19 protein-coding genes and 1 riboswitch are annotated in these 25,939 nt (G+C 63.1%); of the genes, 1 reads left to right on the top strand and 18 read right to left on the bottom strand.

Annotation, left to right across the window (positions count from 1 at the left end; translation table 11 throughout):
* Nucleotides 1-24: 24 nt before the first annotated feature.
* The 4 genes from yajC to C0617_RS05450 all read right to left on the bottom strand — a co-directional run bounded on the left by yajC (nucleotide 25) and on the right by C0617_RS05450 (nucleotide 2,929).
* Nucleotides 25-342 carry a preprotein translocase subunit YajC gene (gene yajC / locus C0617_RS05465; RefSeq protein WP_291316005.1) on the bottom strand — a complete coding sequence of 106 codons (318 nt, stop codon included), beginning with the start codon at nucleotides 340-342 and terminating at the stop codon, nucleotides 25-27.
* Between the two features lie 80 nt (nucleotides 343-422).
* Entirely contained in the window at nucleotides 423-1,553 is a 1,131-nt protein-coding gene (gene tgt, locus C0617_RS05460; protein WP_291316004.1) for a tRNA guanosine(34) transglycosylase Tgt, read from the bottom strand.
* A 69-nt stretch (nucleotides 1,554-1,622) separates the two neighbouring features.
* Nucleotides 1,623-2,654, bottom strand: coding sequence for a tRNA preQ1(34) S-adenosylmethionine ribosyltransferase-isomerase QueA (queA, locus tag C0617_RS05455; protein WP_365888953.1), 1,032 nt, complete (start codon nucleotides 2,652-2,654; stop codon nucleotides 1,623-1,625).
* Between the two features lie 89 nt (nucleotides 2,655-2,743).
* Nucleotides 2,744-2,929, bottom strand: coding sequence for a DUF2065 domain-containing protein (locus tag C0617_RS05450; RefSeq protein ID WP_291316002.1), 186 nt, complete (start codon nucleotides 2,927-2,929; stop codon nucleotides 2,744-2,746).
* A 252-nt stretch (nucleotides 2,930-3,181) separates the two neighbouring features.
* Between C0617_RS05450 and C0617_RS05445 the strand changes: the two genes are divergently transcribed.
* The gene (locus C0617_RS05445) at nucleotides 3,182-5,233 is read left to right on the top strand and encodes an HD domain-containing phosphohydrolase (RefSeq protein ID WP_291316001.1); all 2,052 of its coding nucleotides are present in this window, start codon (nucleotides 3,182-3,184) and stop codon (nucleotides 5,231-5,233) included.
* Nucleotides 5,234-5,558: 325 nt separating this feature from the next.
* Here the strand turns inward: C0617_RS05445 and argC are convergent, their stop codons facing one another.
* From argC to C0617_RS05375, 14 genes are all read right to left on the bottom strand, one after another.
* Nucleotides 5,559-6,596, bottom strand: a complete 1,038-nt coding sequence (argC, locus tag C0617_RS05440) for an N-acetyl-gamma-glutamyl-phosphate reductase (RefSeq protein ID WP_291316000.1) — start codon at nucleotides 6,594-6,596, stop codon at nucleotides 5,559-5,561.
* An 87-nt stretch (nucleotides 6,597-6,683) separates the two neighbouring features.
* The gene (rpsI, locus tag C0617_RS05435) at nucleotides 6,684-7,076 is read right to left on the bottom strand and encodes a 30S ribosomal protein S9 (RefSeq protein ID WP_291315999.1); all 393 of its coding nucleotides are present in this window, start codon (nucleotides 7,074-7,076) and stop codon (nucleotides 6,684-6,686) included.
* 19 nt (nucleotides 7,077-7,095) lie between these two features.
* Nucleotides 7,096-7,524 carry a 50S ribosomal protein L13 gene (rplM, locus tag C0617_RS05430; protein WP_291315998.1) on the bottom strand — a complete coding sequence of 143 codons (429 nt, stop codon included), beginning with the start codon at nucleotides 7,522-7,524 and terminating at the stop codon, nucleotides 7,096-7,098.
* Between the two features lie 123 nt (nucleotides 7,525-7,647).
* On the bottom strand, nucleotides 7,648-8,109 hold the full coding sequence (locus C0617_RS05425; protein ID WP_291315997.1) for a universal stress protein: 462 nt from the start codon (nucleotides 8,107-8,109) through the stop codon (nucleotides 7,648-7,650).
* A gap of 61 nt (nucleotides 8,110-8,170) precedes the next feature.
* The gene (truA, locus tag C0617_RS05420) at nucleotides 8,171-8,926 is read right to left on the bottom strand and encodes a tRNA pseudouridine(38-40) synthase TruA (protein ID WP_291315996.1); all 756 of its coding nucleotides are present in this window, start codon (nucleotides 8,924-8,926) and stop codon (nucleotides 8,171-8,173) included.
* A complete protein-coding gene (locus C0617_RS05415; protein ID WP_291315995.1) occupies nucleotides 8,923-9,717 on the bottom strand; it encodes an energy-coupling factor transporter transmembrane protein EcfT in 795 nt (264 codons plus the stop codon). The genes truA and C0617_RS05415 overlap by 4 nt, the downstream gene beginning before the upstream one ends.
* Before the next feature lie 65 nt (nucleotides 9,718-9,782).
* The gene (locus tag C0617_RS05410; RefSeq protein WP_291315994.1) at nucleotides 9,783-10,802 is read right to left on the bottom strand and encodes an aspartate-semialdehyde dehydrogenase; all 1,020 of its coding nucleotides are present in this window, start codon (nucleotides 10,800-10,802) and stop codon (nucleotides 9,783-9,785) included.
* 34 nt (nucleotides 10,803-10,836) lie between these two features.
* Nucleotides 10,837-11,934: an aspartate-semialdehyde dehydrogenase gene (gene asd, locus C0617_RS05405; protein WP_291315993.1), complete on the bottom strand. Its 1,098-nt coding sequence runs from the start codon at nucleotides 11,932-11,934 to the stop codon at nucleotides 10,837-10,839.
* Nucleotides 11,935-11,982: 48 nt separating this feature from the next.
* Nucleotides 11,983-13,071, bottom strand: a complete 1,089-nt coding sequence (leuB, locus tag C0617_RS05400; protein WP_291315992.1) for a 3-isopropylmalate dehydrogenase — start codon at nucleotides 13,069-13,071, stop codon at nucleotides 11,983-11,985.
* A gap of 256 nt (nucleotides 13,072-13,327) precedes the next feature.
* The gene (locus tag C0617_RS05395; RefSeq protein WP_291315991.1) at nucleotides 13,328-13,525 is read right to left on the bottom strand and encodes a hypothetical protein; all 198 of its coding nucleotides are present in this window, start codon (nucleotides 13,523-13,525) and stop codon (nucleotides 13,328-13,330) included.
* 187 nt (nucleotides 13,526-13,712) lie between these two features.
* A complete protein-coding gene (locus C0617_RS05390; RefSeq protein WP_291315990.1) occupies nucleotides 13,713-14,894 on the bottom strand; it encodes a hypothetical protein in 1,182 nt (393 codons plus the stop codon).
* Between the two features lie 99 nt (nucleotides 14,895-14,993).
* Nucleotides 14,994-23,141 (bottom strand): putative Ig domain-containing protein, encoded by an 8,148-nt coding sequence (locus C0617_RS05385; RefSeq protein WP_291315989.1) that lies wholly within the window; start codon nucleotides 23,139-23,141, stop codon nucleotides 14,994-14,996.
* 351 nt (nucleotides 23,142-23,492) lie between these two features.
* Nucleotides 23,493-23,568, bottom strand: a riboswitch (cyclic di-GMP riboswitch).
* A 292-nt stretch (nucleotides 23,569-23,860) separates the two neighbouring features.
* A complete protein-coding gene (leuD, locus tag C0617_RS05380; protein WP_291315988.1) occupies nucleotides 23,861-24,391 on the bottom strand; it encodes a 3-isopropylmalate dehydratase small subunit in 531 nt (176 codons plus the stop codon).
* A 119-nt stretch (nucleotides 24,392-24,510) separates the two neighbouring features.
* Nucleotides 24,511-25,791 carry a 3-isopropylmalate dehydratase large subunit gene (locus tag C0617_RS05375; protein ID WP_291315987.1) on the bottom strand — a complete coding sequence of 427 codons (1,281 nt, stop codon included), beginning with the start codon at nucleotides 25,789-25,791 and terminating at the stop codon, nucleotides 24,511-24,513.
* Nucleotides 25,792-25,939: the final 148 nt, after the last annotated feature.

Below are 25,939 nucleotides of genomic sequence, written 5' to 3'. Positions count from 1 at the left end.
GGGGAGGTTCGCCACGAAGCGGAATTACTGCTCCTGCTTGGCGCCCACCACGGATGAGCGGTTGACCTTGATTTTCACCCCGGTCGCCACCTCCAGAGTCACGACCGTCTCCTGAACGGCCGCCACCTTGCCGTGGACCCCACCGGCGGTCACCACCTGATCGCCGACCTTGAGTGATTCGACGAGCTGCTTGTGCTGCTTGGCCCTCTTCTGCTGGGGACGGATAAGCAGGAAATAGAAAATAGCGAACATGATGACCAGCATGATGATCCCCTCGTAACCGGGACGACCCCCCTGCTGAGCGGCGGCGTTATTCGCCATGGCGTAGGCTTCTGAAACCATGAGACGTTACCTCCTTGAATGGTTTGGATCAAAATGACCGGCCGAAAAGTCGGCCGACTGAAGTTTCCTGTGATTCCGCGTCAATCCTTATCGCCGCATCCCTCGCGGCGACGGTAGAACTCCTGCTTGTACCGAATGAAAGCGCCCTCTTCGATGGCCTTTCTCGCCCCCTTCATCAACTGCAGGTAGTAATGCAGATTATGATGAGTGTTGAGAACCGAAGCGAGGATCTCGCGGCCCTGGTAAAGGTGCCGCAGGTAGGCCCGACTGTAGTTTCGACACACGTAACATGCGCAGTCGGGATCGACCGGCCGGGGGTCTTCCGCGAACCGTGCCTGCTTGATACTGACTTTACCAAAAGAAGTGAATAATACACCGTTGCGGGCGTTGCGCGTGGGCATGACGCAGTCGAACATGTCCACCCCCCGGGAAACCCCCTCCATCAGGTTCTCCGGGGTGCCGACCCCCATCACGTAGCGCGGACGGTCGGCGGGCAACAGAGGCAGGGTGCAGTCCATGACCTCGTACATGAGGCTGGCCTCCTCTCCGACCGAAAGCCCCCCTACCGCATACCCTTCGAAACCGGTCTCCAGCAGGTCCTCAACGCTGCGGGCCCGTAGGTCGGCATGCATCCCCCCCTGCACGATGCCGAACAGGGCGGCCCCGTCGCCCTCCCTGCGAGCCTCCCTGCAGCGTCGGGCCCAACGACTGGAACGCTCGGTGGATGCGGCGACGTAGTCCCGGGAGGCGGGATAAGGAATGCATTCGTCGAAAGCCATTATGATATCGGCCCCGAGCGCCTCCTGGATTGCGATCGAACTCTCCGGAGTCAGCACATGGGCCGACCCGTCCAGGTGGGATTGAAACCGGACCCCCTCTTCGCTGATCTTGCGCAGCTTCCCGAGGCTGAAGACCTGGAACCCTCCGCTGTCGGTGAGAATCGGCCGGTCCCAGTTCATGAAGGCGTGGAGCCCTCCGAGCTTACGAACCAGTTCGTGGCCCGGTCGAAGGAAGAGATGGTAGGTATTGCCCAGGATGATCTCGGCCCCCAGTTCCCGGAGGGCTTCGGGCAGCATCGCCTTGACCGTCCCCTGGGTCCCGACGGGCATGAAGACCGGCGTCTCGATCGTCCCGCGCCGGGTGGTGATTCTTCCGCGCCGGGCGGCGCAATGGTCATCGGTATTTAAAAGAGCGAAGTCAAAGCTGTTCAAAGTCGTTCGATCCTGAACCGACCTCACGAAAAAGAGAGGTCATCGTGGTGAAACGCACGCCCGTGGCAATCAGAGAATCACCATGCAGTCGCCGTAACTGAAGAACCGAAACCCCTCCTCCACGGCCCTGCGGTACCCCTCCAGGATCAGTTCTCTGCCCGCAAAGGCGGATACCAGCATCAGCAGCGTAGAACGAGGCAGGTGAAAATTTGTGATCAGCGCGTCAACGATCCGGAAGTTGAACCCGGGATAGATAAAGATATCGGTGGTGCCGCTTCCTGGAACCAGACGTCCGCTTCCGTCCACAGCATGTTCGAGGGTCCGGGTCGCCGTTGTGCCGAGCGCAAAGACTCGTCGTCCCTCCTCCTTGGCCAGGTTCACCGCCTCCGCGGTGGCCCGGGGCAGGTGGTAGGTCTCCTCGTGCATCCGGTGCTCCCGAGTGTTATCCACCCTGACGGGAAGAAAAGTGCCCAGCCCCACGTGCAGGGTCAGGGAAACGATTTCCACTCCCCGCTTCCGCAGGGCTTCGAGAATGGACGGGGTGAAGTGCAGTCCCGCGGTGGGGGCGGCCACAGCGCCCTTGGCCCTTGCGAAGACCGTCTGGTAACGGTCCCGGTCAAGGGGGCCGTCTTCCCTCCGGATATAGGGGGGAAGCGGAATTCGCCCGACCTGCTCCAGCGCGGCGTGAAATTCGCCCTCGCAGTCAAACCGGATGTGCCTGAAGGGCGCGTCCCCCCCAACCACCATAGTCCCTTCGATGCCACCGCCGAGGATCAGGCGGGATCCAGTCCGGGGCGGCTTGGAACTCTTGGTCAGACAGGCCCAGGTTTCCTCCTCGCCGACCAGCCGACGCACCAGAAAAACCTCGATTTTCCCTCCGGACTCCTTGTTCCCCAGGAGCCGGGCCGGGATGACCCGTGTATCGTTAACGACTAGGACATCGCCTTCGACGAAAAGGTCGAGAATCTCGGGAAAATCTCCCGTCCGGATCGCCCCTCCCCGGCGAGACAGGGTCATCAGCCGGGCGTCCTCGCGGGACGGTGGAGGTGTCTGGGCGATTTGTTCTTCGGGAAGTTCGAAATGGAAGTCATCAAGTCGCATGGCGGATACGTCCATCGACCTTTCCTCCCCCGAAACACAGGGTCTAACACAACCACATATGGGGGGGAAAGTCAATTATTTTCGGCAACCTAGCCGATAGTCAGGTAGACCAGAAAAAGGCCCGCCAGCATGAGAGAAAGACCCAAAAAACGAAGGACATACTCCGGGGTGGTCGCCGCCTGAAGCAAAAGCCTTTTGACTCCCCGAGGGGAGAGGAACCAGGGGACCCCCTCGACAATCATAACCACCCCGATAACTGTCAGAAAAAATTCCATAGGCTTTTTGGATACCCCAGGCGCGCCCCGTCAACGAGGGCAAAGAGGAGCGCATCTTAAACCCTACCCAGGGGACTGTCAAGCCGAAGGAACAGCCTTGAAAGCGTCCCCGAAGGTATAGCTTTTGCCCTCCGTTCCAAGGGTGAGGAGTTGCCTTGAGGGATAACAGGATGGGCTCATTTCCATTGACACCCCGGCCCGCAGACAGCTAAATTACTCGATGTCTCCGCTAATACTGAACTCAGGGCATGAATGAATTCGCTCAAAATCAAAATCCTGGGTCTGACCGCAGTCCTCCTCGTCCTCACCCTCGGCCTTTCCGCGTGGCAAAACCTTCATAGCCAAAAATCCGCCCTCTCCCAGGTCATCACCCAGGACTCCCAACTCCTGGGGGAGACCGTCCGCAATGTCATCATCGCCCACATGACCAACGGACAGAGCATAGAGGTGCCCACGATCCTGGAGAAAATCCACAAAGAACCGGCTTTCGAAACTGTGCGCATCTTCGATGAGACCGGCCGGATCCTCATCTCCGCGCAACCGGAAGAGATCGGCGACTCCGTGCCGACGGCTGAATTCCTCGGGTTCCGATCCGGAAAACCCTTTATCTCCAAAAAGATCATGGGAAAGGAATACCACGTCACCCTGCTTCCCATCCACAACACGCAGGCGTGCCACAGCTGTCACGAACCTGCCCGCCAGGTGCTCGGCGTTCTCAATATGCACCTCTCTATGAGCGCCCTCGATCCCCTGCGGGACGAAAGCCGCTCGGCAGCGCTGACATCCTCAGCCGTCATGCTCCTGGTTCTGATGCTCTCCATCACGCTGTTCATCCTCGTCTACGTGGACCTTCCCATCCGCAAACTGGTGGCGGGAATGCAGCATCTGGAACAGGGGGATTTCGAGCATGCGACCACGGCCATTGACAGCTCCGCAGAGATGTCCCTCCTCTCCTCAAAATTCAACCAGATGGTGGACCGCCTCAAGAGCCTTATCGAGACCAAGCTCCGCCAGGAAAAGGAAATCACCGTCTCCCAGGAGAAGCTCGCCTACCACGAAGAGATCCACAACATGAACCTCACCCTGGAAGAGCGCCTCCGGGAGATCGAATATCTTAATACCACCCTCGAGAGCCGAATCGAGGAGATCGAGAGCGCCAACCTCAAGATCGCCGACCTGGCCGGAGACCTGGAGGCCAAAAACACCACCCTTCGACAGGCGGTCACCCGCTTGTCGGCCCTCAACGAGATGGGTTTGACCATTAACTCGGCCCGGGAGTTGGAAACCCTCTTCCCCCTCCTGATCAAAAAAACCCTGGAAACCCTCCAGGCCCAAGCTGGCTATATCCTTCTGTTGGGCCAAAACCCGAAAGAACTCCGCCTCGTCAACGCCGTCGGCCTGCCCGAGAGGCAAAACCCCGGAGCCCATCTCCCTCCGAGGGCTGTCAACATATCCCACCGGGTGATCGAGGACCGGAAGCCCTTGCTGATCACCAGCGACGACCAACTCCAGGACGCCGCTGACGGCCCCTTCGGCTTCACCAACGAAACAGTCATCTGTGCGCCCCTGGTCATCAAGGCTGAGGTGATCGGCACCATCACCATCACCAACAAGACGGACATGTCTTCCTTCACCAACGAGGACCTGGACCTTCTTTCGACCATTTCCAACCAGGCCAGCGTGGCCATTTACAACGTCCGTCTCTACCGGGAACAGCAGAACACATACCTGAACACAGTACAGGCCCTCGTTTCGGCCATCGAGGCGAGCGACGCCTACACCAGCGGCCACTCCGAACGGGTCACCCGCTACAGCCTCGCCCTCGCCCGTCACCTCGGCATGCGGCAGGCCGCCCTGCGCCGCCTGGAACAAGCCGCCATTCTCCACGACGTCGGTAAGATCGGCATCGCCATAGAACTGCTACATAAAAAGGGCGTTCTCTCCGAGGAAGACGTTGGCCTGTTGCAGCAGCACCCGGTCATCGGGGTCCGCATCCTGGAGCCGATCGAGTTCCTGGACGGAGTTCGGGATATCATCGCCCAACATCACGAACGTTACGACGGCGCCGGCTATCCCTACGGCCTCCGGGGGGAAGAGTTGCTCATCGAGGCGCGCATTCTCGCCGTGGCCGACACCTATGACGCCATGACCTCCGACCGCCCCTATCGCAGCGCCCTCTCCCACCAAACCGCCCTCCTTGAGATCGAGAGCCAAGCCTGGGCACAGTTTGACCCCAGGGTGGCCAAGTCCTTCATCGACCTCTTCCGGGACACAGGCATGCCGAAGACGAGTCCCCACGCCTGATCCCCTCCCGACGCGCTCGCAGCCTCCCCCACCCACCCGTCCCCGGACAGATTCGTCCGGGATTGCCACATCGAAGCGGGCCGAAAGGCGAAGACACGGCCCTCCGCCCCTTCGCTTAATGAGAGGCAAGGCCGGGTATCGGAAAAAAAACCGGGCCAAGCCTTTCGACCTTGCCCGGAGAGAAAAACCAAATATTTTGGACCCATGCTTGCCCGGTTTGTACAAGCGAACCGGGTGCGGGTGCAGCCCTAAAGGGGGCGACCCGCGCCGCATTCCATGTCTCGGCCCTTCACGACACGAGTTCGTACTCGCCCGTCCGGCAGTTCTAGGGGAAAAGAGGGACAGCGGTCAAACCGGTATCCTCCTCGATGCCAAGCATGAGGTTCATGTTCTGCACCGCCTGGCCGGCAGCGCCCTTGACCAGGTTATCGATGGCGGACACCACAATCGCCCTTCCGGTCCGGGGGTCGCTCACCACCCCGACGTCGCAGTAGTTCCCCCCTTTGACAAAGGCCACATTAGGCAGACTCCCCACCGGATGCACGCGAACGAAAGGCTCGCCGCGATAGTGGTCCTGGTACAGTTCCACGAGGTCCGCGGTCTGCGCCGGTGCGCTGAGAGTCGCGTAGCAGGTGGAGAGAATGCCACGATTGACCGGAAGCAGGTGGGGGGTGAAGGTGACCGTCACATCACGGCCGGCGAGCTCCCCCAGGGTCTGTTCGATTTCCGGCGTGTGCCGATGCGCGGCGACCCCGTAGGCCTTAAATCCCTCGTTGACCTCGCAGAACAAGCTCCCCGTCTTAGCGCCCCGCCCCGCTCCGCTGGCACCCGATTTGCTGTCGATGACAAGGCTGTCGAGGACGATGCGTTTTCCCAGGAGCAGAGGCGCCAGCCCCAGGGCGACGCTGGTAGGATAACAACCGGGGTTCGCCACAAGGCGGGCAGCCCCGATCTTCTCCCTGTAGAGTTCCGGAAGGCCGTACACCGCTTCTTCCAGCAGGTGGGGGCTGCTGTGAACCTGATACCAGGCTTCGTAGAGCGAGCGGTCCTTCAAGCGATAGTCCGCCGAAAGGTCGACGACCTTCTTGCCGGCGGCCAACAAGTCAGGGACGACCTCCATGGCGGTCTTGTGGGGCAGAGCGGTAAATACGAAATCGGCCCGGTCGGCGATCTCCTCAGTTGAAACCGGCTCGCAGACCAGTTCGGCCCGATCGCGCAGGCTGGGGAAAACCGCGGCGATCTCCTCCCCGGCGTGTTGCCGCGAGGTGACGCAGGCCAACTCCACCGCGGGATGGTCACAGAGCAGGCGCACGAGCTCAACCCCCGTGTAGCCACTCGCCCCGACAACAGCGACTTTAACCATGGCAACCTCCCAAAAAACGAAAAGGGAAACCCTCGGGTTTCCCTTTTCTCGTAAAGTGCAATGCCGGAAACCGGCATTTCGAACCGATTAACGCTTGGAGAACTGGAAGCTGCGGCGGGCACCGCGGCGACCGTACTTCTTACGTTCCTTGATGCGGCTGTCGCGGGTAATGAACCCGGCCTTCTTAAGAACCGCGCGCAATTCGGGGTCGGCCTCGAGCAGGGCCTTGGTGATGCCGTGCTTGATCGCACCGGCCTGACCCGAGGGGCCGCCGCCCTGAACGTTGACGGAGACGTCGAACTTGCCGACGTTGTCGGTCAGTTCCAGGGGCTGGTTGACCACCATCTTGGACGTTTCCCGGCCGAAGAACTCGTCGAGCGGACGCTTGTTGATGATGATGCTACCGGTTCCCGGACGCATCCAGACGCGGGCAACAGAGGTCTTTTTCTTTCCAGTGGCGTAGAACTTTTCCTCAGCCATTTATATCTCCTCGTTCCCCCTAAAGGGTCTTTTCTTTGGGCTGCTGGGCGGAATGGGGATGTTCGCCGCCTGTGTAAACCTTGAGCTTCTTGAACATCTGCCGTCCCAACTTGTTCTTGGGCAGCATTCCCTTAACCGCCTTCTTGATCAACTCCTCAGGCTTTGCCTGTTGGAGTTTCTCGGCATTGACGCCTTTTATCCCCCCAGGGTAACCGGAATGACGGTAGTACATCTTGTCCGCCATCTTTTTCCCGGTCAACTTAACCTTGTCGGCATTGACAACGACGACGAAATCACCGGTGTCCACACTCGGGGTATAAATAGGCTTGTGCTTGCCTCGCAGAATGCGAGCAATTTCCGTCGCGGCCCTGCCGAGGACCTTGTCCTCCAGGTCGACAACGAACCAATTCCGTTTAACGTCTGCTTCTTTAGCTACTTGGGTACTCATGAATTTCCTCTCTCAGCCGATCTGTGAATGGGTATCGGGGCTCACAGAAGCCGTGAATGTATCGAAAAGGTTTTGCCATGTCAAGAGTTTTTTCCGGACTGACGGCACAGGATCTAACGATCGTCAATCTTCCCCGCGCAGGACCCGGGGGGTCACGCTCAAAACCGGACAGGATGCATGTTGAACCACCCTTTCGGCATTGCTTCCGAGCAGAAGATGGGGAAGACCGGTGCGACCGTGGGTCCCGAGGACAATAAGGTCGAATGACTCATCCTCGGCCAAACGGCAGATCTCCCGAAAGGGCACGCCGGCGGAGACCCGGCACACGATATCGGGCGCGCCTTCCCCTCCCGAGCGGTTCCGCGCCTCCTTTTCAAGGCGTACCAGGGCCTCCTTACGGATTTTCGAAAACCCCTCCTCCGGTCCCCCACCGAGGGATGCGAAGGTCTCCACCTCACCGCTCGGCACCACGTAGAGCAGGGTAAATTCGGCTCCGCCCAACCTCTCCCGGGACAGGGCGAAGTCCAGGATTTGCAGGCTTGACGGGGAAAGATCGATGGGCACCAGCACTTTGAAAGGTCTCATGACTCCCTCCTCCGGTTTCGGATTATACCGCAGGGGAACTATAGAACCTGCGCGGCAATTTTCAACCCTCGATACCGGGCGTCTCGTACCATACCTCCTTCAGGCACAGCCCCTGGGCCGGGGCGGTGCAGCCGGCCCCCTCCCGCCGTCCCTCCCGCAGCAATGTCTCCACATCGCGGACAGAGCGCTTCCCCATTCCGATCTCCACCAAGGTTCCGACCATGATCCGTACCATGTTCTTCAGGAATCCTGAACCTTTCACATCGACGAAGAGGAGGTCGCCATGGGGGAGGATCTCCAGGGAAAAGATCTCCCGAATCGAGGTGCGAGCCTCGCATGATGATGATCGGAAGGCGGCAAAGTCGTGGCGACCGACCATAGACCTGGCCCCCAGGGCCATGGCAGCCACGTCGAGGGCGGAGCGGATGTGCCAACTGGTCCGTTCCCGCAGCGGGGACCGGACAGGTCCCTGGTAAATGATATAACGATACCACTTGCCCCGGGCTGAAAAGCGGGCATGGAACCCTTCGGGGGCGATGGCGGCCTCGGTCACCGCCACATCCCGGGGCAGGAAACGGTTCACCCCTTCGCGATAGGCGGACAACGGAAGTGCCCTCTCGGTCTGGAAGTGGGCTACCATGCCCAGAGCATGCACCCCGGCGTCGGTACGGCCGGAGGAGTGCAGACGCACCGGCTCCCCGACCACCCGGGCCAGGGCATCCTCCACCACCTGCTGAACAGAGAGCCCGTTGGGCTGGATTTGCCAGCCGGCGTAGGCCGTCCCGTCGTATTCCAAGGTCAGGCGAACAGTTGTCATGGGAGCATCGTCCATAGGGCCGCCAGGCCGAAGCCGACGGCAATCAAAAAGAGCCATTCAAAGAGCTTCAATTCGCCCACCGCCCGCAGCCGGGGCAACTCGCCCCCGACATTCTCCCCCGCCGCTTCGGCGCGAGCCAGGGCATCGGCATGGTCCACAAGGCCGAGCACCAGGGGCGCGACGAGTCGCCCGGCAAAACGTCCACGCCCGACGAGGGTCGCGCCCCCCGGGTCGAGACCGGCGGCCCGCCCCTCCTCGGCGACCCTGAGGGCCTCGTCCCGAAGAATGGGAATAAACTGAAGGACCAGCAGAAGGAGTCTCGTGGCCTCCTGAAGGGGAAAACCGATCCGCCGCAACGGCGCGAGAAGGGCCGCGAAGGAGGCGGCCAGCTCCCGGGGCGTCGTCGTCAGGGTCAGCAGAGAGGCGAACACCACGGTCAGACCAAGCTGGGCGCAGACCAGCAGCCCCCTCAGCAGGCCGTCCCTGGAGAGCCAGGCGGTTCCGAACAGGGTATGGCCGGGAGACAGCAGCAGGTGGAGCAGGAGGGTGAAGAGAAAGAGCCAGCGAAAGACCCACAGCCCCCGCCCCCAGACCCGCCAGCCGATGCCCGAAGCGAGCAAACAGGCGAACGCCAGGACGGCCAGAACGGCCACGCGGGAGAAGCTTGTCCCCGAGAAGGAGGCCACCACCAGCAGGGGCACTCCCGCGAGCTTGATCCTCGGATCGAGCCGGTGGAGGAGAGAGTCCCCGTCGAGGTAGCGCCCAAGGGTGAGATGTTCCAATACCGCCATGGCTTATATGCGCAAAAAGGGGGCAGAGCCCCCTTCCCGCAATCGTTCGGTATTATCCGGCAAGGCTACAGGTACTTCTCCGCGAGGATTTCGGCGATCTGCACGGCGTTGGTCGCCGCCCCCTTGCGGACGTTGTCGGCCACGACCCAGAGATTGAGACCGTTGTCCACGGACTCGTCCTCGCGGATGCGCCCCACGTAGGTGAGGTCCTCCCCGGCGGAAGCGACCGGCATGGGGTAGACGCCTTTCGCCGCGTCGTCGAGAACCTCCAGGCTGGGGAAGGCGGCGAACAGTTCACGGGCCTTGACTGCGGTGATCTTCCCTGTCGTCTCCACGTTCACCGACTCGCTGTGACCGTAGAAGACCGGCACCCGCACCGCCGTCGCCGTGACCCTGATGCCATCGTCCCCCAGGATCTTCCTGGTCTCGTTGACCATCTTCATCTCTTCCTTCGTGTAGCCGTTGTCGAGGAAGGCGTCGATCTGGGGCAGACAGTTGAAGCCGATCTGGTGGGGGTAGACCTTGCACTCGATGGGCCGGCCGTTGAGCAGTTCGCCGGACTGGATGCGCAGTTCATCGACGGCCTTCTGGCCGCTGCCCGAAACCGCCTGGTAGGTCGAGACGACCACCCTCTTCACCGGGCTGAAGTCGTGCAGCGCCTTCAGCGGCAGCACCATCTGGATGGTGGAGCAGTTGGGGTTGGCGACGATCCCCTTGTTTCGGAATCGGGCGATCTCCCCGGGATTGACCTCCGGGACCACCAGCGGCACCTCAGGGTCCATGCGCCACGCGCTGGAGTTGTCCACGCAGACCGCCCCGGCGGCCGCCGCGACCGGGCAATACTCCTGACTGAGCTCCCCCCCGGCGGAGAAAAGGGCCAGATCAATTCCCCCGAAGGAATCATTGCCGAGGGCCTCGACAACGATCTCCTCCCCGCGGAATTCGAGAAACGTCCCCTCGGACCGCTCGGAGGCGAGCAGGCGCAGCTCCTTCACGGGGAACTGGCGTTCCTCGAGCACTCGCAGTATTTCGTTGCCAACCGCGCCGGTGGCGCCGACGACGGCCACGCTGAATTCCCTGGACACGTCTATCTCCTCGCCGAAAGCCTCTAAAGCTCGGCTATTTTTCCATCAGGATGCGCAGCATGCGCCGTAGCGGCTCAGCCGCGCCCCACAGCAGCTGATCGCCGCAGGTAAAGGCCGAAAGGTACTGCGGCCCCATCTTCATCTTGCGCACCCTGCCGACGGGAACGGACAGGGTTCCCGAGATGGCGGTCGGGGTGAGTCGGGCCAGGGTGTCGGCCTTGGTGTTGGGGACCAGCTCGACCCAGTCGTTGTCGTTTGCGAGCAGCGCCTCGATCTCGGCGATCGGCACGTCCCGGGTCAGCTTGATCGTCAGCGCCTGACTGTGGCAGCGCATGGCGCCGACCCGCACGCAGATCCCGTCGACGGGGATCGGGCTTGCACCGCCGAGGATCTTGTTGGTCTCGGCGAAGCCCTTCCACTCCTCCCGGCTCTGGCCGTCCTCCACCTCGCGGTCGATCCAGGGCAGCAGGCTGCCGGCCAGGGGAAAGCCGAACTCCTTCGCCGGCAGGGCGTCTCCGCGCAGGGTAGCGGTGACCTTCTGGTCGATGTCGAGGATGGCCGAGGCCGGGTCGGCGAGCAGGCCGGCCACCGAGCCCTCCAGGACGCCCATCTGGGAGAGAAGCTCGCGCATGTTTGGAGCGCCGGCTCCCGAGGCCGCCTGGTAGGTCATGGCGGAGAGCCACTCCACCAGCCCGGCGCGGAACAGCCCGCCGAGAGCCATCAGCATGAGGCTGACGGTGCAGTTGCCGCCGATGAAGTCCTTCTGCCCCTTGGCCAATGCCGCGTCGATGACACCCCGGTTGACCGGGTCAAGGATAATGACGGCGTCGGGCTCCATGCGCAGGGAGCTGGCCGCATCGATCCAGTACCCCTGCCAGCCGGCCTTGCGCAGTTCGGGGTGGACCGACTTTGTGTAGTCGCCCCCCTGGCAGGTGATGATGACGTCGAGCTTCTTGAGCTCGTCCAGGTCCGATGCGTCCTTGAGAGTCCCGGCGTTCATCGGGGCGGGATCCCCGGCCTGGGACGTAGAGAAGAAGACGGGCTCGATACCCGCGAAATCGTCCTCCTCCTGCATGCGCTGCAGGAGGACCGACCCGACCATGCCACGCCAACCGACAAGTCCGACGTTCATTCGAATGTTCCTTTTCTGCGATGGAATAAGAGAAGTCTGAGCGCCGGGCTACAGAGCCGCGACGATCGCGTCGCCCATCTCCTTCGTGTTGACTTTCTTTTCGCCGTCCAATCCCTGATAGATGTCGCCGGTTCGGTAGCCGGCGTTGAGGGTCTTCTCCACGGCGGCATCGACGGCGTCGGCCGCATCGAGCATGCCGAAGGAGTAGCGCAGCATCATCGAGGCAGAGAGGATCTGAGCGATGGGGTTGGCGATTCCCTGGCCTGCGATATCCGGAGCGCTGCCGCCGGAGGGCTCGTACATGCCGAAGCTGCCCTCGGCCAGCGACGCGGAGGGGAGCATGCCGAGGGAGCCGGTGAGCATCGCCGCCTCGTCGGAGATGATGTCGCCGAACATGTTGCCGCAGAGCATCACGTCGAACTGCTTCGGCCAGCGCACCAGCTGCATGGCGGCGTTGTCGACGTACATGTGGGAGAGCTCGACGTCGGGGTATTCCTTGGCGACCCGCTCGACCACCTCGCGCCACAGCACCGAGGTCGAGAGAACGTTGGCCTTGTCGATGGAGCAGACCTTGCTGCCGCGCTTGCGGGCGGCCTCGAAGGCGACGTGGCTGATGCGCTCGACCTCGGCGTCGGAATACTTCATGGTGTCGAAGCCGGTCCTGGCGCCGCCCTCCCCTTCGATCCCCTTCGGCTCGGCGAAGTAGATGCCGCCGGTCAGCTCGCGGACCACGAGGATGTTGAAGCCCCCCTCGATAACCTCTTCTTTCAGGCTGGAGGCGCCGGTCAGGGCGGGGAAGATGATCGCGGGGCGCAGATTGCAGAAGAGACCGAAGATCTTGCGCAGGGGCAGCAGAGCGCCGCGCTCGGGCTGCTCGTCGGGGGGAAGAGACTCCCACTTGGGTCCGCCGACGGAGCCGAACAGAATGGCGTCGGACGCCTTGCAGGTCGCGACGGTCGACTCGGGCAGCGCCTTGCCGTCCTCGTCGATAGCGATGCCGCCGACGTTGGCGAAATTCCGCTCAATCCGGACATCGAATTTCTGCTCCACCGCATCGAGAACCTTGAGGGCCTCGTCCATCACCTCGGGGCCGATGCCGTCACCCGGCAGAACGGCAATCTTGAACTGCTGCGCCATGTCTGATCGTCTCCTTTTATTGTGAAAAAAATCGATTTCAGGCGGGGAAAACACTAGAAAAACCACGAGTTTTCAAAACGGAAGTCACTATAGGAAGGGAGCAATGGTTTGTCAAATATTTTTTAGCGGGGAACGCCCCGACTGACAGCAACTGGGGCACTTCTGACCCACGGGGCGAGCCGGGCCGTACACGGCCGGTTTTCTACTCCCCGACCAGAAAAATCGTTGTCCCTGAAGGGCCCACTGGCCGGCAGAATCAGTGCAGCCCGTTCTCGTCGTAGGGAAAGGACTTCTCCACGTCCCGGCTCATCAGCTCTTTCATGCGCAGGACGGCATTGTGGCTGGCTTCGGCCCGCTGCAGCAGTTCGTTCTGCAGCGGCATGGGGAGCGCCCGGTAAAAGCGCACCAGATCCTGCTCCTCACGGCTCAGCGGTCCTAGCAGTTTTCTCAACATAGTTGGCTCCATGGGGACTCTGCATCGTTCGTTCGTGGGATTATAAGTCTACCTCAAAAGGACCCATTTTCACTCGAAAGAGTGAAATTATCGCCCCTCCTTATGCCTGCTGACAAAAGAGGAAGGCCCTCTTCTCCAGGGCGAGGGCCTTCGCTACTTCGGTGCCGGAAAGGTATCGACCCCTCTCCTACTCTGTCACCAGTTCCAGTTCGAATTCGACATCGTCGAGTTCGGCAACGAGGGGATCGAGGGCAACCACGTTTGTGGGGACGAAATCCTCGGCCGCAACCTCGTCCCCAAGTACCAGGTCGAGATCGATCGTCACCAGCTCCCCCGAGCCTAACCCCTCGAAACTGAGGAAGGTCAGATTGAGGGTCCCGGCGGCCATGTCCCAGAAGGCCCCCCAGCCCCAATCGGGGTCGATCCCCTCAGCGAGGAGGGTGACGTCGGCCTCCCCTTCTGCATCCAAAGCGACGAAGGCCTCTTCCGGAATCACCAGGTTGAGCTGCAGGGCGCCGATGCTCCCGGCCGGAAGGTCCCCCCCGACGAAGAGGGTCAGGGTCGCCGGGGTGCGTCCCACGGAGGCCAGTCCGGTGCCGGCCGTTCCCGCTAGGCCGGTGGCGTTGTCCGGGTTCTCCGGGTCGAGCAGGGCCGCCGCGGCCGCGTCGAAGGCAGCCAGGGTCGCGGCGCTCAGGACCCCGTCGACTGCCAGTTCATCGGCCAACTCGGCGAGCAGAGCGTCGAAGTCCAGGTTCCAGTCGAAAGCGAGCCGGGAGAGGGTCGCCAGGGTCAGGGCGTAGTCGACCTCGGCGTCACTGGCACCGGCCAGGGCGGCGGAGACGGGTGCGACCGGCGCCGTCGTCTCGGCCTCGAAGCCGAAGACCTCTTCGAGCTGATCGTAGGCGGCGGCGATCGTCTCGAGGGAGAGGCCTGCGGCCTCGGCGACCTGCACCGCCAGCTCGGTCAGTCCGCTCACGTGCAGGGTCACAACCCCGCTGGCCGCCGAGTGGACCGCTCGCAGTGAGGCGTCCGCCGGGATGCTCAATGTCTCGCCGCTCCCCTCGTCGAGGTAGCTGCCGCCGGTCGCCTCGGCAAGGACCGGACCCTCGTACTCGCCGAGATCGGCGAGGTATGCGCCGCTACCGTCAGTGGTCGCCTCGGCGAGCAGCTCGCCCTTCACTCCCACCTCGTCAAGGGCGTAGATGGCCACGGCCGCACCAGCCACCGGGCCCTTGGAGACGGTGCCGCCTACCTCGGTGAGAGAGCCGGAGCCATCCCCTCCCCCGCCGCCACCGCCGCAGGCGGTCAGCAGGCCGAAGCCGAGTAGGAGCAGGAGGGTCGCGATCTGTTTCAGTCCTCTGTTTCTCATCTGGTGTATTCCTTTTCGCATCGTTCAACGGGGACGCCCCCGTGATCCTGTTGTGTTTTCCGCCCCGGCTCACGGGGCGGAGCGAACGAAGGGGTCCCCTTAACCACCTGACCCGGAGTTGAGGTGATTGATGATCATCAGGGCGTCAATGGCGGTGATGTAACCGTCGTGGTTGACATCCCCTGCGGCAAACGCCTTCGGGGTCGGAGAGGATCCGTTATTGTTGAGGAAGTTGATCACGAGCAGCACGTCCAGCGGGGTGACCTTTCCGTCCCCGTTGACGTCCATGAGGATCGGCGGGTCGTAGATGACGTTGCGCACCGCGCTGACGGTCTCTCCCGAGGCGTCCGTGGCGGTAACGATCACGGAGAAGGTTCCGGCCTTCGGGAAGGTCAACTCCTGTTCGAAGGCGCCGCTCTCGCTGAGTTTCGGGGAATGGGTCGTCTCGCCGACGGTGACTGTCACCTTCTCCGGGTCGGAACTATTCACGGTCCCCTTCAGGGTCATGCTCTTGCGGTAGACCGCTCCGTCCTTGGCCGGGTCGGTGATCGCCAGGCTGAGCTGCTTTTCGCCCAGGGTGACCGAACGCTTGGCGCTGCTCGTCTTGCCCTTGGCTTGGGCGGCCACGGAGATGGTGTTCATGCCGGGCTGCAGGGTGACAGTCGCGGAGAACTTGTCCCCGACCCTCACGGCCTGCTCGGCGTCCCCGCCGTTGAGTGCGACGGTCACGGTCGCGCCCTCATCGGCGCTTCCGCTCACCGTGACCAGCTCCCTGTCGACCACGCTGCCATCGGCCGGAGCGGTAACGGTCAGTTGGGGGGCCTTGGCGTCCCGGGTCACGCTGAAGGTCTGGCTCGCCTGTCGCCCGACCTGATCGGTGGCCAGGGCGGTGACGCTGTTGGCCCCCTCCTCGAGGGCGACCGCGGCGCTGAAGCTGCCGTCGGAGCCGAGGAGAACCTCCTGCTCGTTGACGGTCAGGCCCTTCACGCCGACATCGTCGGTGACGGTGCCGGAGACGTTGAGGACCTCTTCGGCGGTGACGCTGCCATCGGCCAGGGTGGACAGGACGATGACCGGCGCCTCAAGGTCGATGGTGAAGGCCGCCTCGGCCGTCGCGCTGCGGTTGCCGTCGGCGTCCTCGGCAGCGAAGCGCAGGGTCAGGCTCTCCTCGATATGGATGGCGCCGCCGTCATAGGGAGTCGCCGGGGCGCCCCCGTCGAGGCTGTAGGTGATGGTCGGGTTGGCATCCTCGTTGTCCTCGGCCGACAGGATCACGCTCACATCGTCCTTGAAGAGCCCGCCTGCCGGGTCGGCAGTGACCGTCGGGGCGGTGCCGTCGGTGACGATGAGGGTGACGGCGAAGAATTCGCTGGCGGTAGTGCCGTCGTGGACCGCCACCGGGACTGTCAGGGTTCCTTTGGCGCCGGCTGCGGCGGTCACGGTCGTGCCGTTGACGCTGTAGCGCAGGCCGTCGCGCACCCCGAGGGTGAAGGCAGTGTCGTCGGGGTCCGTCACAAGCAGGTCGGTGACGGCCAGGGTGAGGCTGCCCCCTTGGGCGACGCTGAGTTCGAAGGCCTGCCCGGTGATCACCGGCCGGTCGTTGACCGCGGTGACGGTGACGCTCACCGTGGCGCTGTCGGTCGCCTTCCCGTCGCTGACGGTGTAGGAGAAGCTGTCCGGGCCGTTATAGTTTGCAACAGGGGCGTAGGTAACGGTTCCGTCCTGACCCATGCTGACACTGCCGTGGGCCGCCTTGGAAACACTCGCCACGGTCAGAACGGCGCTGTCCACGTCGCCGTCGTTACCCAGGGGCGAGAAGGTCACGCTGTTGTCCTCCCTGGTGGAGACCGTGTCGTCCCCAGCGACCGGCGGGTCGTTGACGTTGATCACGGTAATGACGAAGGTGTCGGAGACCGTGGCGCCCTCCCCGTCGGTGGCGGTCACCTTGACCTCCAGGATGGCGACGTCGTCGTTTGTAGGGGTGCCGGTAAAGGTGTTCTGTTCGAAGGCCAGCCACGCCGGCAGCGCTGAACCGTCGGCCAGGGTGGCGTCCAGTATCAGGGTGTCTCCTTCGTCCACGTCGGCAAAGGACCCGGCCGGCACGGTGAAGACAAAGGGCTCGTCCTCGGTCGCCGGCAGGTCAGGGATTTCCGTCTCCACGGTCGGGGCGTCGTTGACATTCGCCACGGTAATCTCGAAGGTATCGGAAACCGAAGCGCTGTTGCCGTCGGTGGCGGTCACCTTGACCTCCAGGATGCCGACGTCGTCGTTTGTAGGGGTGCCGGTAAAGGTGTTCTGTTCGAAAGCCAGCCACGCCGGCAGCGCCGAACCGTCGGCCAGGGTGGCCACCAGGGTCAGGCTGTCGCCTTCGTCCTCGTCGGCGAAGGTCCCCTCCGGCACGGCGAAGGCGAAAGGCTCGTCCTCGGTCGCCGGTTGGTCGGCGATCGGTGTCGCCACGATGGGGGCGTCGTTGACGTTGGCCACGGTGATCACGAAGGTGTCGGAGACCGAGGCATTGCTGCCGTCGGTGGCACTCACCTTCACCTCCAGGGCCCCGACATCGTCGTTGGTCGGGGTACCGCTAAAGGTGCCGTTAGCGAAACCAAGCCACGCAGGCAGCGCCGAGCCGTCGGCCAGGGCAGAGTTCAGGGTCAGGGTATCGCCTTCGTCATCGTCTGCGAAGGTCCCGGCGGGCACGATGAAGGAGAAACGCTCATCCTCGATGGCCGGCATGTCGGGAATCGGCGCCGCCACGGTCGGGGCATCGTTGACGTTCGCCACGGTAATCTCGAAGGTATCGGAAACCGAAGCGCTGTTGCCGTCGGTGGCGGTCACCTTGACCGCCAGGATGCCGACGTCGTCGTTGGCCGGGGTGCCGCTGAAGGTGTTCTGCTCGAAAGCGAGCCACGCCGGCAGCGCCCCGCCATCGGCCAGGGTGGCGCTCAAGGTCAGGCTGTCACCGGCGTCCACGTCGGCGAAGGTCCCCTGCGGAACGGCGAAGTTAAACTTCTCGTCTTCGTTCGCCGGCTGGTCGGAGATCGGCATGGCCACGGTCGGGGCGTCATTGACGTTGGCCACGGTGATCTTGAAGGTATCGGAGACCGAGGCGCTGCGGCCGTCAGTGCCGGTCACCTTGATCTCCAGAACCCCGACCTCGTCGTTGCCCGGGGTGCCGCTGAAGGCGTCGTGAGCGAAACCGAGCCACGCCGGCAGTGCCCCGCCATCGGCCAGGGTTGCGCTCAGGGTCAGGCTGTCCCCGGCGTCCTCGTCGGCGAAGGTCCCTTGCGGAACCGCGAAATGGAACTTCTGGTCCTCGACCGCAGGCTGGTCGGGGATCTCCGTTTCGAGGGTCGGGGCCTCGTTGACGTTGGTCACGGTGACGCTCAGGACGGCCTTGCTCTGGTTGCCGGCAAGGTCGGAGGCGACGACGGTGATGTCGTGGCTCGTGCTCGTCTCGTAGTCGAGCTTGTTATCGTCGACGACGGTGACCGAACCGGCAGAGTCGATGGCGAAGCGCCCATCGGCGTCGTCCGCGAGGGAGAAGCCCAAGGCCTCTTTGGCGGTCACGGTGCCGACAGCCGTTCCCTTGGCCGCGTTCTCGGCGACGCTGAGAGCCCCGGCGGGCTGCTCCGGCGAGGTCGTGTCGATGGTCACGCTGATCGACTTCGACTCGTTGCTCCCATTGCCTGCGGTGTCGACGGCGGTGGCGTAAACCGCGTAGTCGCCGCCGGCCTGCTCGGAAAGAGTCAGGGTCCATTCCCCGTCGCCGTCGGCGACGGTCGTGGGCTGCAGCTTGAACGGAACGGGACCGCCATGCTGGATGGGGGCATTGTTTGCCTGAAGCACGAAATGGACAGACACCGTGGCACCCGGTTCGGCGGTGCCGCTGAAGGTGGGGGTGTTGTCGGCGGTCACGTCGTCAGCGTTCGAAGCGCCGGTGTCGCTATCCTGCACCAGGTCGGGGACCGAAGGGGCATCGGGAGCAACGGTGTCTTTTGTCGCCGTGTCGGTGACCGGGGCGGCGACATTGTCCGCCTTGTCGGAGAGGGTCACGCTTAGGGTCAGAGTGCCGTCGGCCAATTGGGACACGTCGATCCCCTTTATGGTCTCGGTGGCTCCCTGGACCGTGCCCTTCCCGCTAACGACCGGAGCAGGGGCGTTGGCTAGATGGGCCGGGGTTTTGTTCGAACTGCCGCCGGAGGTGACCGTATAGCTGTAGATAGCGCCCACCTCGGCGCTGCTGAAGGTGAAAGACATCATCGTGGAGTTGCCGGCGTTGATCGTCTGCTGGTCGATCGCCACCGAGTGCTGGCCGGGCGCGGAGGCGTCCTTTTCGACCTGGCCGGTATACGGCTTGCTCTTGTTGCCGAACTTGTCCGCCAGGGTGACGGTCAGGGTCAGGGTGCCATCGGGAAGGCCGCTCACGTCGACCTGAGCGACCTTCTGCGGGGACATCGACACCGTGCCGCTGCCGAAGACGTCGCCGCAGGCCGGTTGGGGTTGGTGGGTGCTGGTCAGCGCGTTGTTCCCGCAGCCGCTGGATGTCATGGTGTAGTCGAAGCTGGCCCCCACCTCAGCCCCGCTGAGGGTGAAGCTCAGGGCGCGGCTCGTGGCCGCGTTGATCAGCTGCTGGTCGATGGTGACCCCTTTCATGCCCGGGGCACTGGCGTCCTTGATGACTTCGGTGACGGCCTTCTTGCTCACGTTGCCGGCCGCATCGGCCAGGATCACGACCAGGGTCAGGGTGCCGTCGCTCAGACCGCTCACGTCGATGGAACCGAGTGTTTGGTCGGCGCTTTTCAAAGGGCCCTTTCCAATTACCGGTTTTCCGCCTTTGTCAGATTCAACCGTATATACATAGGTCGTGTCGACCTCGGCCCCGCCAAAGGTGAAACTCATCGCCTTGGCGTTGGCAGCGTTGATGCGCTCCTGATCGATCGCCACGGAGAAAACGCCCGGGGCGACGGTGTCCTTGATCGCCGTGTCGGTGACCGGGTCGGCGCTGTTGCCCGCCTTGTCGGTCAGGGTCCCGCTCAGGGTCAGGGTGCCGTCGGCCAGGCCGCTCACGTCGATCGACCCGACCTGAAGAGTCCCCGAGGTCACAGTGCCGGCGCCGCTGACCTGGCAGTTCGGCAGGCCTTCGAGGGGAAGGCTGGATTGGACGTTGCTGCCGCAGTCGCCGGAGGTGATGGTGTAGCTGTAGTCGGCCTCCACCTCGGCGGCGCCGAGGGTGAAGCTGACCGCGGCGGCGCCGGCGGCGTTGATGTAATCGCTGTCGAAAGTCGCGCTCTGGATCGCCGGCGCGGCGTTGTCCACGAATACGGTGGCGCTCGGGCCGGCGGCCGCAGCGCTGTTGCCGGCCGCGTCGGCCGCGGTGTCGGCGGCGAGGCTGATCCCGAGGGTGCCGCTTCCGGTAACGGAGGTGATCTTCACGGTTCGGCTCTGTGTACCTGTGCCGGAGACCTCGACGGAGCCGCTGGCCGTCCCCGTGGTGGACAGGGTGACGTCGCCGGCGGCCAGCGAGACGCTGTCGGCCCCTGCGTAGGTGACGGTGTAGCTGACCGGCCCGCCACGGGTGAGCTGAACGTCGGGCGCACCGATGCTCGCCGTCGGGGCCTTGGTGTCGATGGTGAAGGTCGAAATGGCGAGGGCCTCGCTGGAATTGTTCGCAGCGTCGGTGACCTTCAAGGTGCAGTCGTCGTAGCTCCCGTCGGCCAAGGCGCTGTGGTTATCGGGTTTGGTCAGGGTGACGGTAACGTTCCCCGCGGCAACGGAGGTGCTGCTGCTGGTGCCGCAGCTGCCGCCGACGGCGAGGGTGCCGGCCTCGTCGGTGCTGAAGGTGTACGAAGGGGTGGTGTTCTTTGTCGGGGTGTCCACCTTGGTCACCTCGGCCAGGGTCGGGGCGGTGGAGTCGGCCGGTTTGTAGCCGAAGTCGGCGACGTTGGAATCCTCACCGGAGGCCAGGGTCACGGCCAGGGGGTCGTTGTCGGTAGTCACATTGTAGCCGTCGAGGACGCCCTCGGTGTCGGTAACGTCGACGACGTATTTGCCGGCGGGGAGATTGGTAAAGTCGTAGGCCCCGCCGACGGCGGTGGTCGCAGTATCCACGGCAGATTCTCCGCCGTCAATTCGCCCGTTTTCGTTGGCATCAGCGATGAGGTCTATCGTGACGCCGTCGATGCCGGTTTCGCCGCCGTCCCGCGCTCCGTTGCCGTTCGAGTCGTTCCAGACGAGGTCGCCGATGGAGGCGCTGCCCACGAGGACCCCGGAGGTGTCGCCGACGCTGTTCAGGGTCAGATCGGCGGCGTTGCCGGCCCCATCCACGATGGAGCCGTGGTTCAGGGCGAGGGCCCCTACGGAGATGCCGTCCCCGTCGTCGTCGCCGTCCTGCACCGTGTACCGGTAGACCACCGAGGCACCTTCGCTCGACAGGTAAGACGCCTCCTTGGAAATGCTGCCCACGGTCAGCCCGAGTTTCGAGGCCGTCCCGCTAACGGTGACCGGCTCGCCGAAGGTGACGGTGAAGTCGAGGGTGTCGAAGACGCCGTAGGTGCCGGCGGCGGGGACGCTGACCGAGGAAACGGTGGGCTTGACGCCGTCGATCACGATCGCCTTGCCGGCCCCGAGGGAGCCCGAGGCCCCCGGGGAGGCAAGGGTCAGGACCGCGTCGATGTTGCCTTCCCCCCTGATGGTGCCGGCGTTGAGGGCGAGGGCGGCGGTTCCGGTGTAGTCGAGATCAACACTGGCGTGGCCCGCCGCAACGGTGTAATTGAAGGTCAGGGTGTTCGCCCCCGAGCCGGAGGCGTAGTTCACGACCGCGTCGGTGGCGCCGGTCTCCAGGGTCAGCTGGGGCGCCCCGGTCACGGTGACCGCCTGGTCGAAGGTGACGGTCACCGCCACCGTGTCGCCGGCCTTATAGGTGCCGTCGGCAGTCGTCGAGGAGACCCCGGTGATCTTCGGGGCGGAGACGACGTCAAGGGTCATGGTATAGGTGGCGACGCTGTCGTCGGTGCCGTCGTTGACCTTGAAGGTGAAGGAGGAGTCGGTGCTCCCGCTCGGGGTGTATCTCAGGCTGCCGGCGGCGAGTTCCTCCTTGGTGACTGTCGCGCCATTGGTAAGGGTTCTCTCCCTCCCACCTTCAGCGGGTATCACCAAAGTCCCTGCAGCCGGCACGGTGACGATGGTCACCTTGGCCAGGGGGTCGCCGTCGGCGTCTTGGTACCCGAAATGGGACGCATTGAAGCCAAAGCCCTCCCCCGCGAGGGGGTAGACGGTGTTGTTGGCGGCCGTCGGGGGGGCGTTGAGATTTACTACGCCTTGCGTGACGACATTATCGATTTCCGGGTACATCCACCCATTGCCGGCTCCCGAAATTTCAAATTCCAAACGATCGACATTCTGGTTGATCGTCAAAGTGGAATAAGCGGTTTGTGTGTACGTGATTGTGGTCGAGTAGACCACGCTGCCTTGGTAAGAGACCCGCAGTGTAAAGTTATTCCCGGTACCCAGATAAGAGCGAATCTGAAGGCTCTGAATGTAGGCCGCTGCCGGGGGGGCAAGGTTGATGATAGGGGAGTTTGTGGGGGCAGAGATAGCACCATCCCACCACCCAAAACGATCACCCGTCCAGCCCTCCTTATCGGAGTCGAAGGTATAGGTCGTGGTGGATGCAACCAGGGTGTGGGAATAACGGCTCAGACCAGCGAGCACCTCACTCGTGACCCTGCCGGTGGAGAATTCCAGTACGCTATCGCCCCCCCCGTCCCGGGATCCGGTGATGTCGGTCGAAGCCGCGACGGTTGCACCGGTCGCCTCGGCCAGTGCCGAGACAAAGGACGCACCGCGCGCGCCCCTCGCCACGTTGCAGCCATAGAGCAGAATCTCGGCGTCCCCGCCTAAGGCACGGCCAACAGCCTCCAGCGCGGCAGAGTGTCCAAAGAGGTTCTTTTCGGTCAGGGTTTCTGTCCCCAGGTGGATGCCCCCTTCCGAACCGTGGGTGACGAGGTGAAGGGTGCGGATGCCGCTTTTCCCCTCCAGGATCTTCGCGACCTGCTCAAGACCTGGTAGGGTCGGATTGAGGATGAAATACTCTTTTCCAGGGGCCCTTCCTTCTACCAGACTCGGGTAGTCGGCGACGTCCCCCTCGATAAAAACCAGCTCCCTCGGCCCCTCTTCCGACCGGCCCGCGCTCGTGTTTAGGTCAAGCTGTGCCGTCGCCGCCCCGTACCGTTCATGGCCAGCGACCACGGAGTTATTGCTTCCCGGGTTTGCATCGACCCCGGATGTTCCGTAGGTCCGGTCGCAAAGCAAAGACGCGCTTGCATCAGCGGCAGTAAAAACGGAGCCCGACAGAATCATCAAGAAGACAACGCAAGTTCGCATCCAATAGTGCATGGGATTTCTCATGGTTTGGGGCACGGCTTTACCCCCCGTGGGATTACACCGCGAGGGATACTCAGACGATGTCAGGTATTTTATAAAGGACAAAAAACCGACCATCTTGAACGTCTGAAAAATATGCGACTCGAAAAAAAACCCGCCTTCGAATCCGAAGGCGGGTAGAGATACTCCCTGGCAAAAGCGGGGCAATCGACTCTCTTCGGCAGCCCGGCCGTCCCTTTCGGGACCCGTGGCATTGCGTCGCCGGGTTGCCCCGGTTTTGCTCTTATCGGAGGTATGTGGTTTATTCTTTAACGGTGTTTTAGCGCCCAATCTAAAACTAAAAAAGCCTCGATAATACTTACATTCTTCTAACACTTCCCAATTTTTGGGCGCGCCAAACCGCGTCCCCTTCGGCCAAACCCTACGACAACCCGACGGTCCCACCCCTTCCCTTCGGCCCCGTAATTCCGGCGGTGGGGAAAATCGAACCCTCTCCCCCGACCTCGGTCGGAAAGGGAGAAAAAAACGGGGGCCGGACATGGCGTCCGGCCCCCGCTTCGGTCTTCCCTGCGATCTGCCGCCGGCTAGTAACGCGCGTCGGCGAACTCCACCCAGCCGCCGGCTTCCACCAGGGCCTTGTCGAAAGGGGTGATTTCGAAAGCGAAGCTCTCCGTCTTGCCGCCGGCCTTGGCGACGACGGCCTGCTTCTCCAGATCGACGGCGATCTCCACCTCCCCTGCCCCCTCCAGAGCAAAGAGCCGGTCGAGGTCGTCTTTCGGCAGCTCGATGGCGAGCATGCCGCCGTTGAAAGTGTTCTGGCGGAAGATGCGGGCGTAGCTCTGGGCGATGATGGTATGCACCCCGTTGACCTCGAAGACCCAGGGAGCGTGCTCGCGGGAGGAGCCGCAGCCGAAATTCTCGCGGCTGACGACCACCCGGGCGTTCTTCAGTTTCTCCCCCTTGGGATCGAAGCCTTCGAGCTTGAGATCCTCGAGCATGTAGGGCTGAAGGGCCTCCTTGGTCACCTCGGTGAGGTACTTGGCGGGAATGATCTCGTCGGTGTTGATGTCGGACCGGTCGAGGAAGATCGCCGGGCCGCCGAAGGTTTTTTTCATCTGAAACTCCTTTGCAAAATCCGATCTCACGCCCGCTCGCGGCGCTCGCTCAAGCCGCAAAATCGCCAAGCAAACAAAAGCGAACCGCATTTTTTTCGGCGTTGCGTGAGACGGCCTTTTTAGATTTTTCGAGCGTCGGCGATAACCCCGGCGACGGCCGAGGCGGCGGCGGTGGCGGGGCTCATCAGGTGAACCATCCCCCCCTTGCCCATGCGGCCGTTGAAGTTGCGGTTGCTGGTGGAGGCGCAGACCTCCCCTTCGGCCATGACGCCGTTGCTCATGCCGAGGCAGGCGCCGCAGGTCGGGTTGGTGACGCAGAAGCCGGCGTCCATGAAGACCTGGATGATCCCCTCTGCAAGAGCGTCGTTGAAGATCTTGGGAGTGGCCGGCGAAACGATGCCGCGCACGCTGTCCGCGATGACCTTGCCCTTCAGCACTTCGGCGGCGACCCGCAGGTCTTCGATGCGGCCGTTAGTGCAGGTGCCGATATAAACCTGGTCGACGGGGGTGCCGGCCATCTCGCCGACGGGCTTGACGCAGTCGGGCTTGAAGCCGTAGGTCACCATCGGCTCGATGACGCTGACGTCCAGGTCGAGCACTTTCTCGTAGGCGGCGTCGGCATCCGAGTGCCATTTCTGGAAGTCGGCCAGGGCGGCTTCCCTGCTGTCGTACTCGCCCTCGATAAAGGGCCACAGGTAATCGACGGTGACGCTGTCGGGCAGGCAGATGCCGCTGGTGCCGCCGGCCTCAATGGCCATGTTGCACAGGGTCATCCGCGCCTCCATGCTCATGGCATCGACGACCTCGCCGCGGAACTCGATGACCCGGTCTGTGGCGCCGTTGACCCCTAGCTGGCCGATGACGTAGAGGATCACGTCCTTGGCGTAGACTCCCTCGGGCAGCGAGCCGTTCAGGTTGACCCGGATAGTGGCCGGTTCGCGAAAGGCGCAGACCCCCTTGAGAATTCCGACCTCGAGATCGGTGGTGCCGATGCCTGCGGCGAAGGCGCAGAAGGCCCCGTGGGTGCAGGTGTGGCTGTCGCCCATGATGACGGTGAAGCCGGGGCGGATGTAGCCCTTCTCGGGGAAGATGGCGTGACAGACGCCGTTGCGGCCGACGTCGAAGAAATCCTGGATCTCGTGGCGGCGGGCCCAGTCGCGCAGCATCTTGGCCTGAATGGCGGTCTTGCTGTCCTTCGAGGGGGTCACGTGGTCGATGACCGCCTTGATCTTCTCGCGGTTGAAGACCCGGTCCTTGCCCCGCCACTCGAGGTCGGCGATGGCCACCGGGGTGGTGATCTCGTGGCACAGGACCCGGTCGATGTCGAGAACCTTGGTCCCGGCAAAAGGCTCGTCCCGCAGGTGAGCGTCAAAAATCTTTTCGGCTATCGTCTTTCCCATGGTCACTCCTTGGCTATAAATCTTCTGAAACAACGGTCGGGATTCTAACCCAAGTCGGGAGGATCGCGCAAGGCCCCGACTCGGCGCAGGAAAAGGCCGGCGGAGAGGCGTCTGCCTCTCCGCCGGCCGGGAGCCTCGGGCGGTCCCG

It is taken from the genome of Desulfuromonas sp. (assembly GCF_002868845.1).
Classification (GTDB): domain Bacteria; phylum Desulfobacterota; class Desulfuromonadia; order Desulfuromonadales; family BM501; genus BM501.
The sequence above is the reverse complement of the archived record's forward strand: the minus strand, read 5'-3'. Positions and strand labels throughout refer to the sequence as shown.

Coding starts and splice junctions, on each gene's coding strand:
- yajC (WP_291316005.1), bottom strand. CDS start 342: ATGGTTTCAGAAGCCTACGCCATGGCGAATAACGCCGCCGCTCAGCAG.
- queA (WP_365888953.1), bottom strand. CDS start 2,654: ATGCGACTTGATGACTTCCATTTCGAACTTCCCGAAGAACAAATCGCC.
- C0617_RS05450 (WP_291316002.1), bottom strand. CDS start 2,929: ATGGAATTTTTTCTGACAGTTATCGGGGTGGTTATGATTGTCGAGGGG.
- C0617_RS05445 (WP_291316001.1), top strand. CDS start 3,182: ATGAATTCGCTCAAAATCAAAATCCTGGGTCTGACCGCAGTCCTCCTC.
- argC (WP_291316000.1), bottom strand. CDS start 6,596: ATGGTTAAAGTCGCTGTTGTCGGGGCGAGTGGCTACACGGGGGTTGAG.
- rpsI (WP_291315999.1), bottom strand. CDS start 7,076: ATGGCTGAGGAAAAGTTCTACGCCACTGGAAAGAAAAAGACCTCTGTT.
- rplM (WP_291315998.1), bottom strand. CDS start 7,524: ATGAGTACCCAAGTAGCTAAAGAAGCAGACGTTAAACGGAATTGGTTC.
- C0617_RS05425 (WP_291315997.1), bottom strand. CDS start 8,109: ATGAGACCTTTCAAAGTGCTGGTGCCCATCGATCTTTCCCCGTCAAGC.
- truA (WP_291315996.1), bottom strand. CDS start 8,926: ATGACAACTGTTCGCCTGACCTTGGAATACGACGGGACGGCCTACGCC.
- C0617_RS05415 (WP_291315995.1), bottom strand. CDS start 9,717: ATGGCGGTATTGGAACATCTCACCCTTGGGCGCTACCTCGACGGGGAC.
- asd (WP_291315993.1), bottom strand. CDS start 11,934: ATGAACGTCGGACTTGTCGGTTGGCGTGGCATGGTCGGGTCGGTCCTC.
- leuB (WP_291315992.1), bottom strand. CDS start 13,071: ATGGCGCAGCAGTTCAAGATTGCCGTTCTGCCGGGTGACGGCATCGGC.
- C0617_RS05395 (WP_291315991.1), bottom strand. CDS start 13,525: ATGTTGAGAAAACTGCTAGGACCGCTGAGCCGTGAGGAGCAGGATCTG.
- C0617_RS05390 (WP_291315990.1), bottom strand. CDS start 14,894: ATGAGAAACAGAGGACTGAAACAGATCGCGACCCTCCTGCTCCTACTC.
- leuD (WP_291315988.1), bottom strand. CDS start 24,391: ATGAAAAAAACCTTCGGCGGCCCGGCGATCTTCCTCGACCGGTCCGAC.
- C0617_RS05375 (WP_291315987.1), bottom strand. CDS start 25,791: ATGGGAAAGACGATAGCCGAAAAGATTTTTGACGCTCACCTGCGGGAC.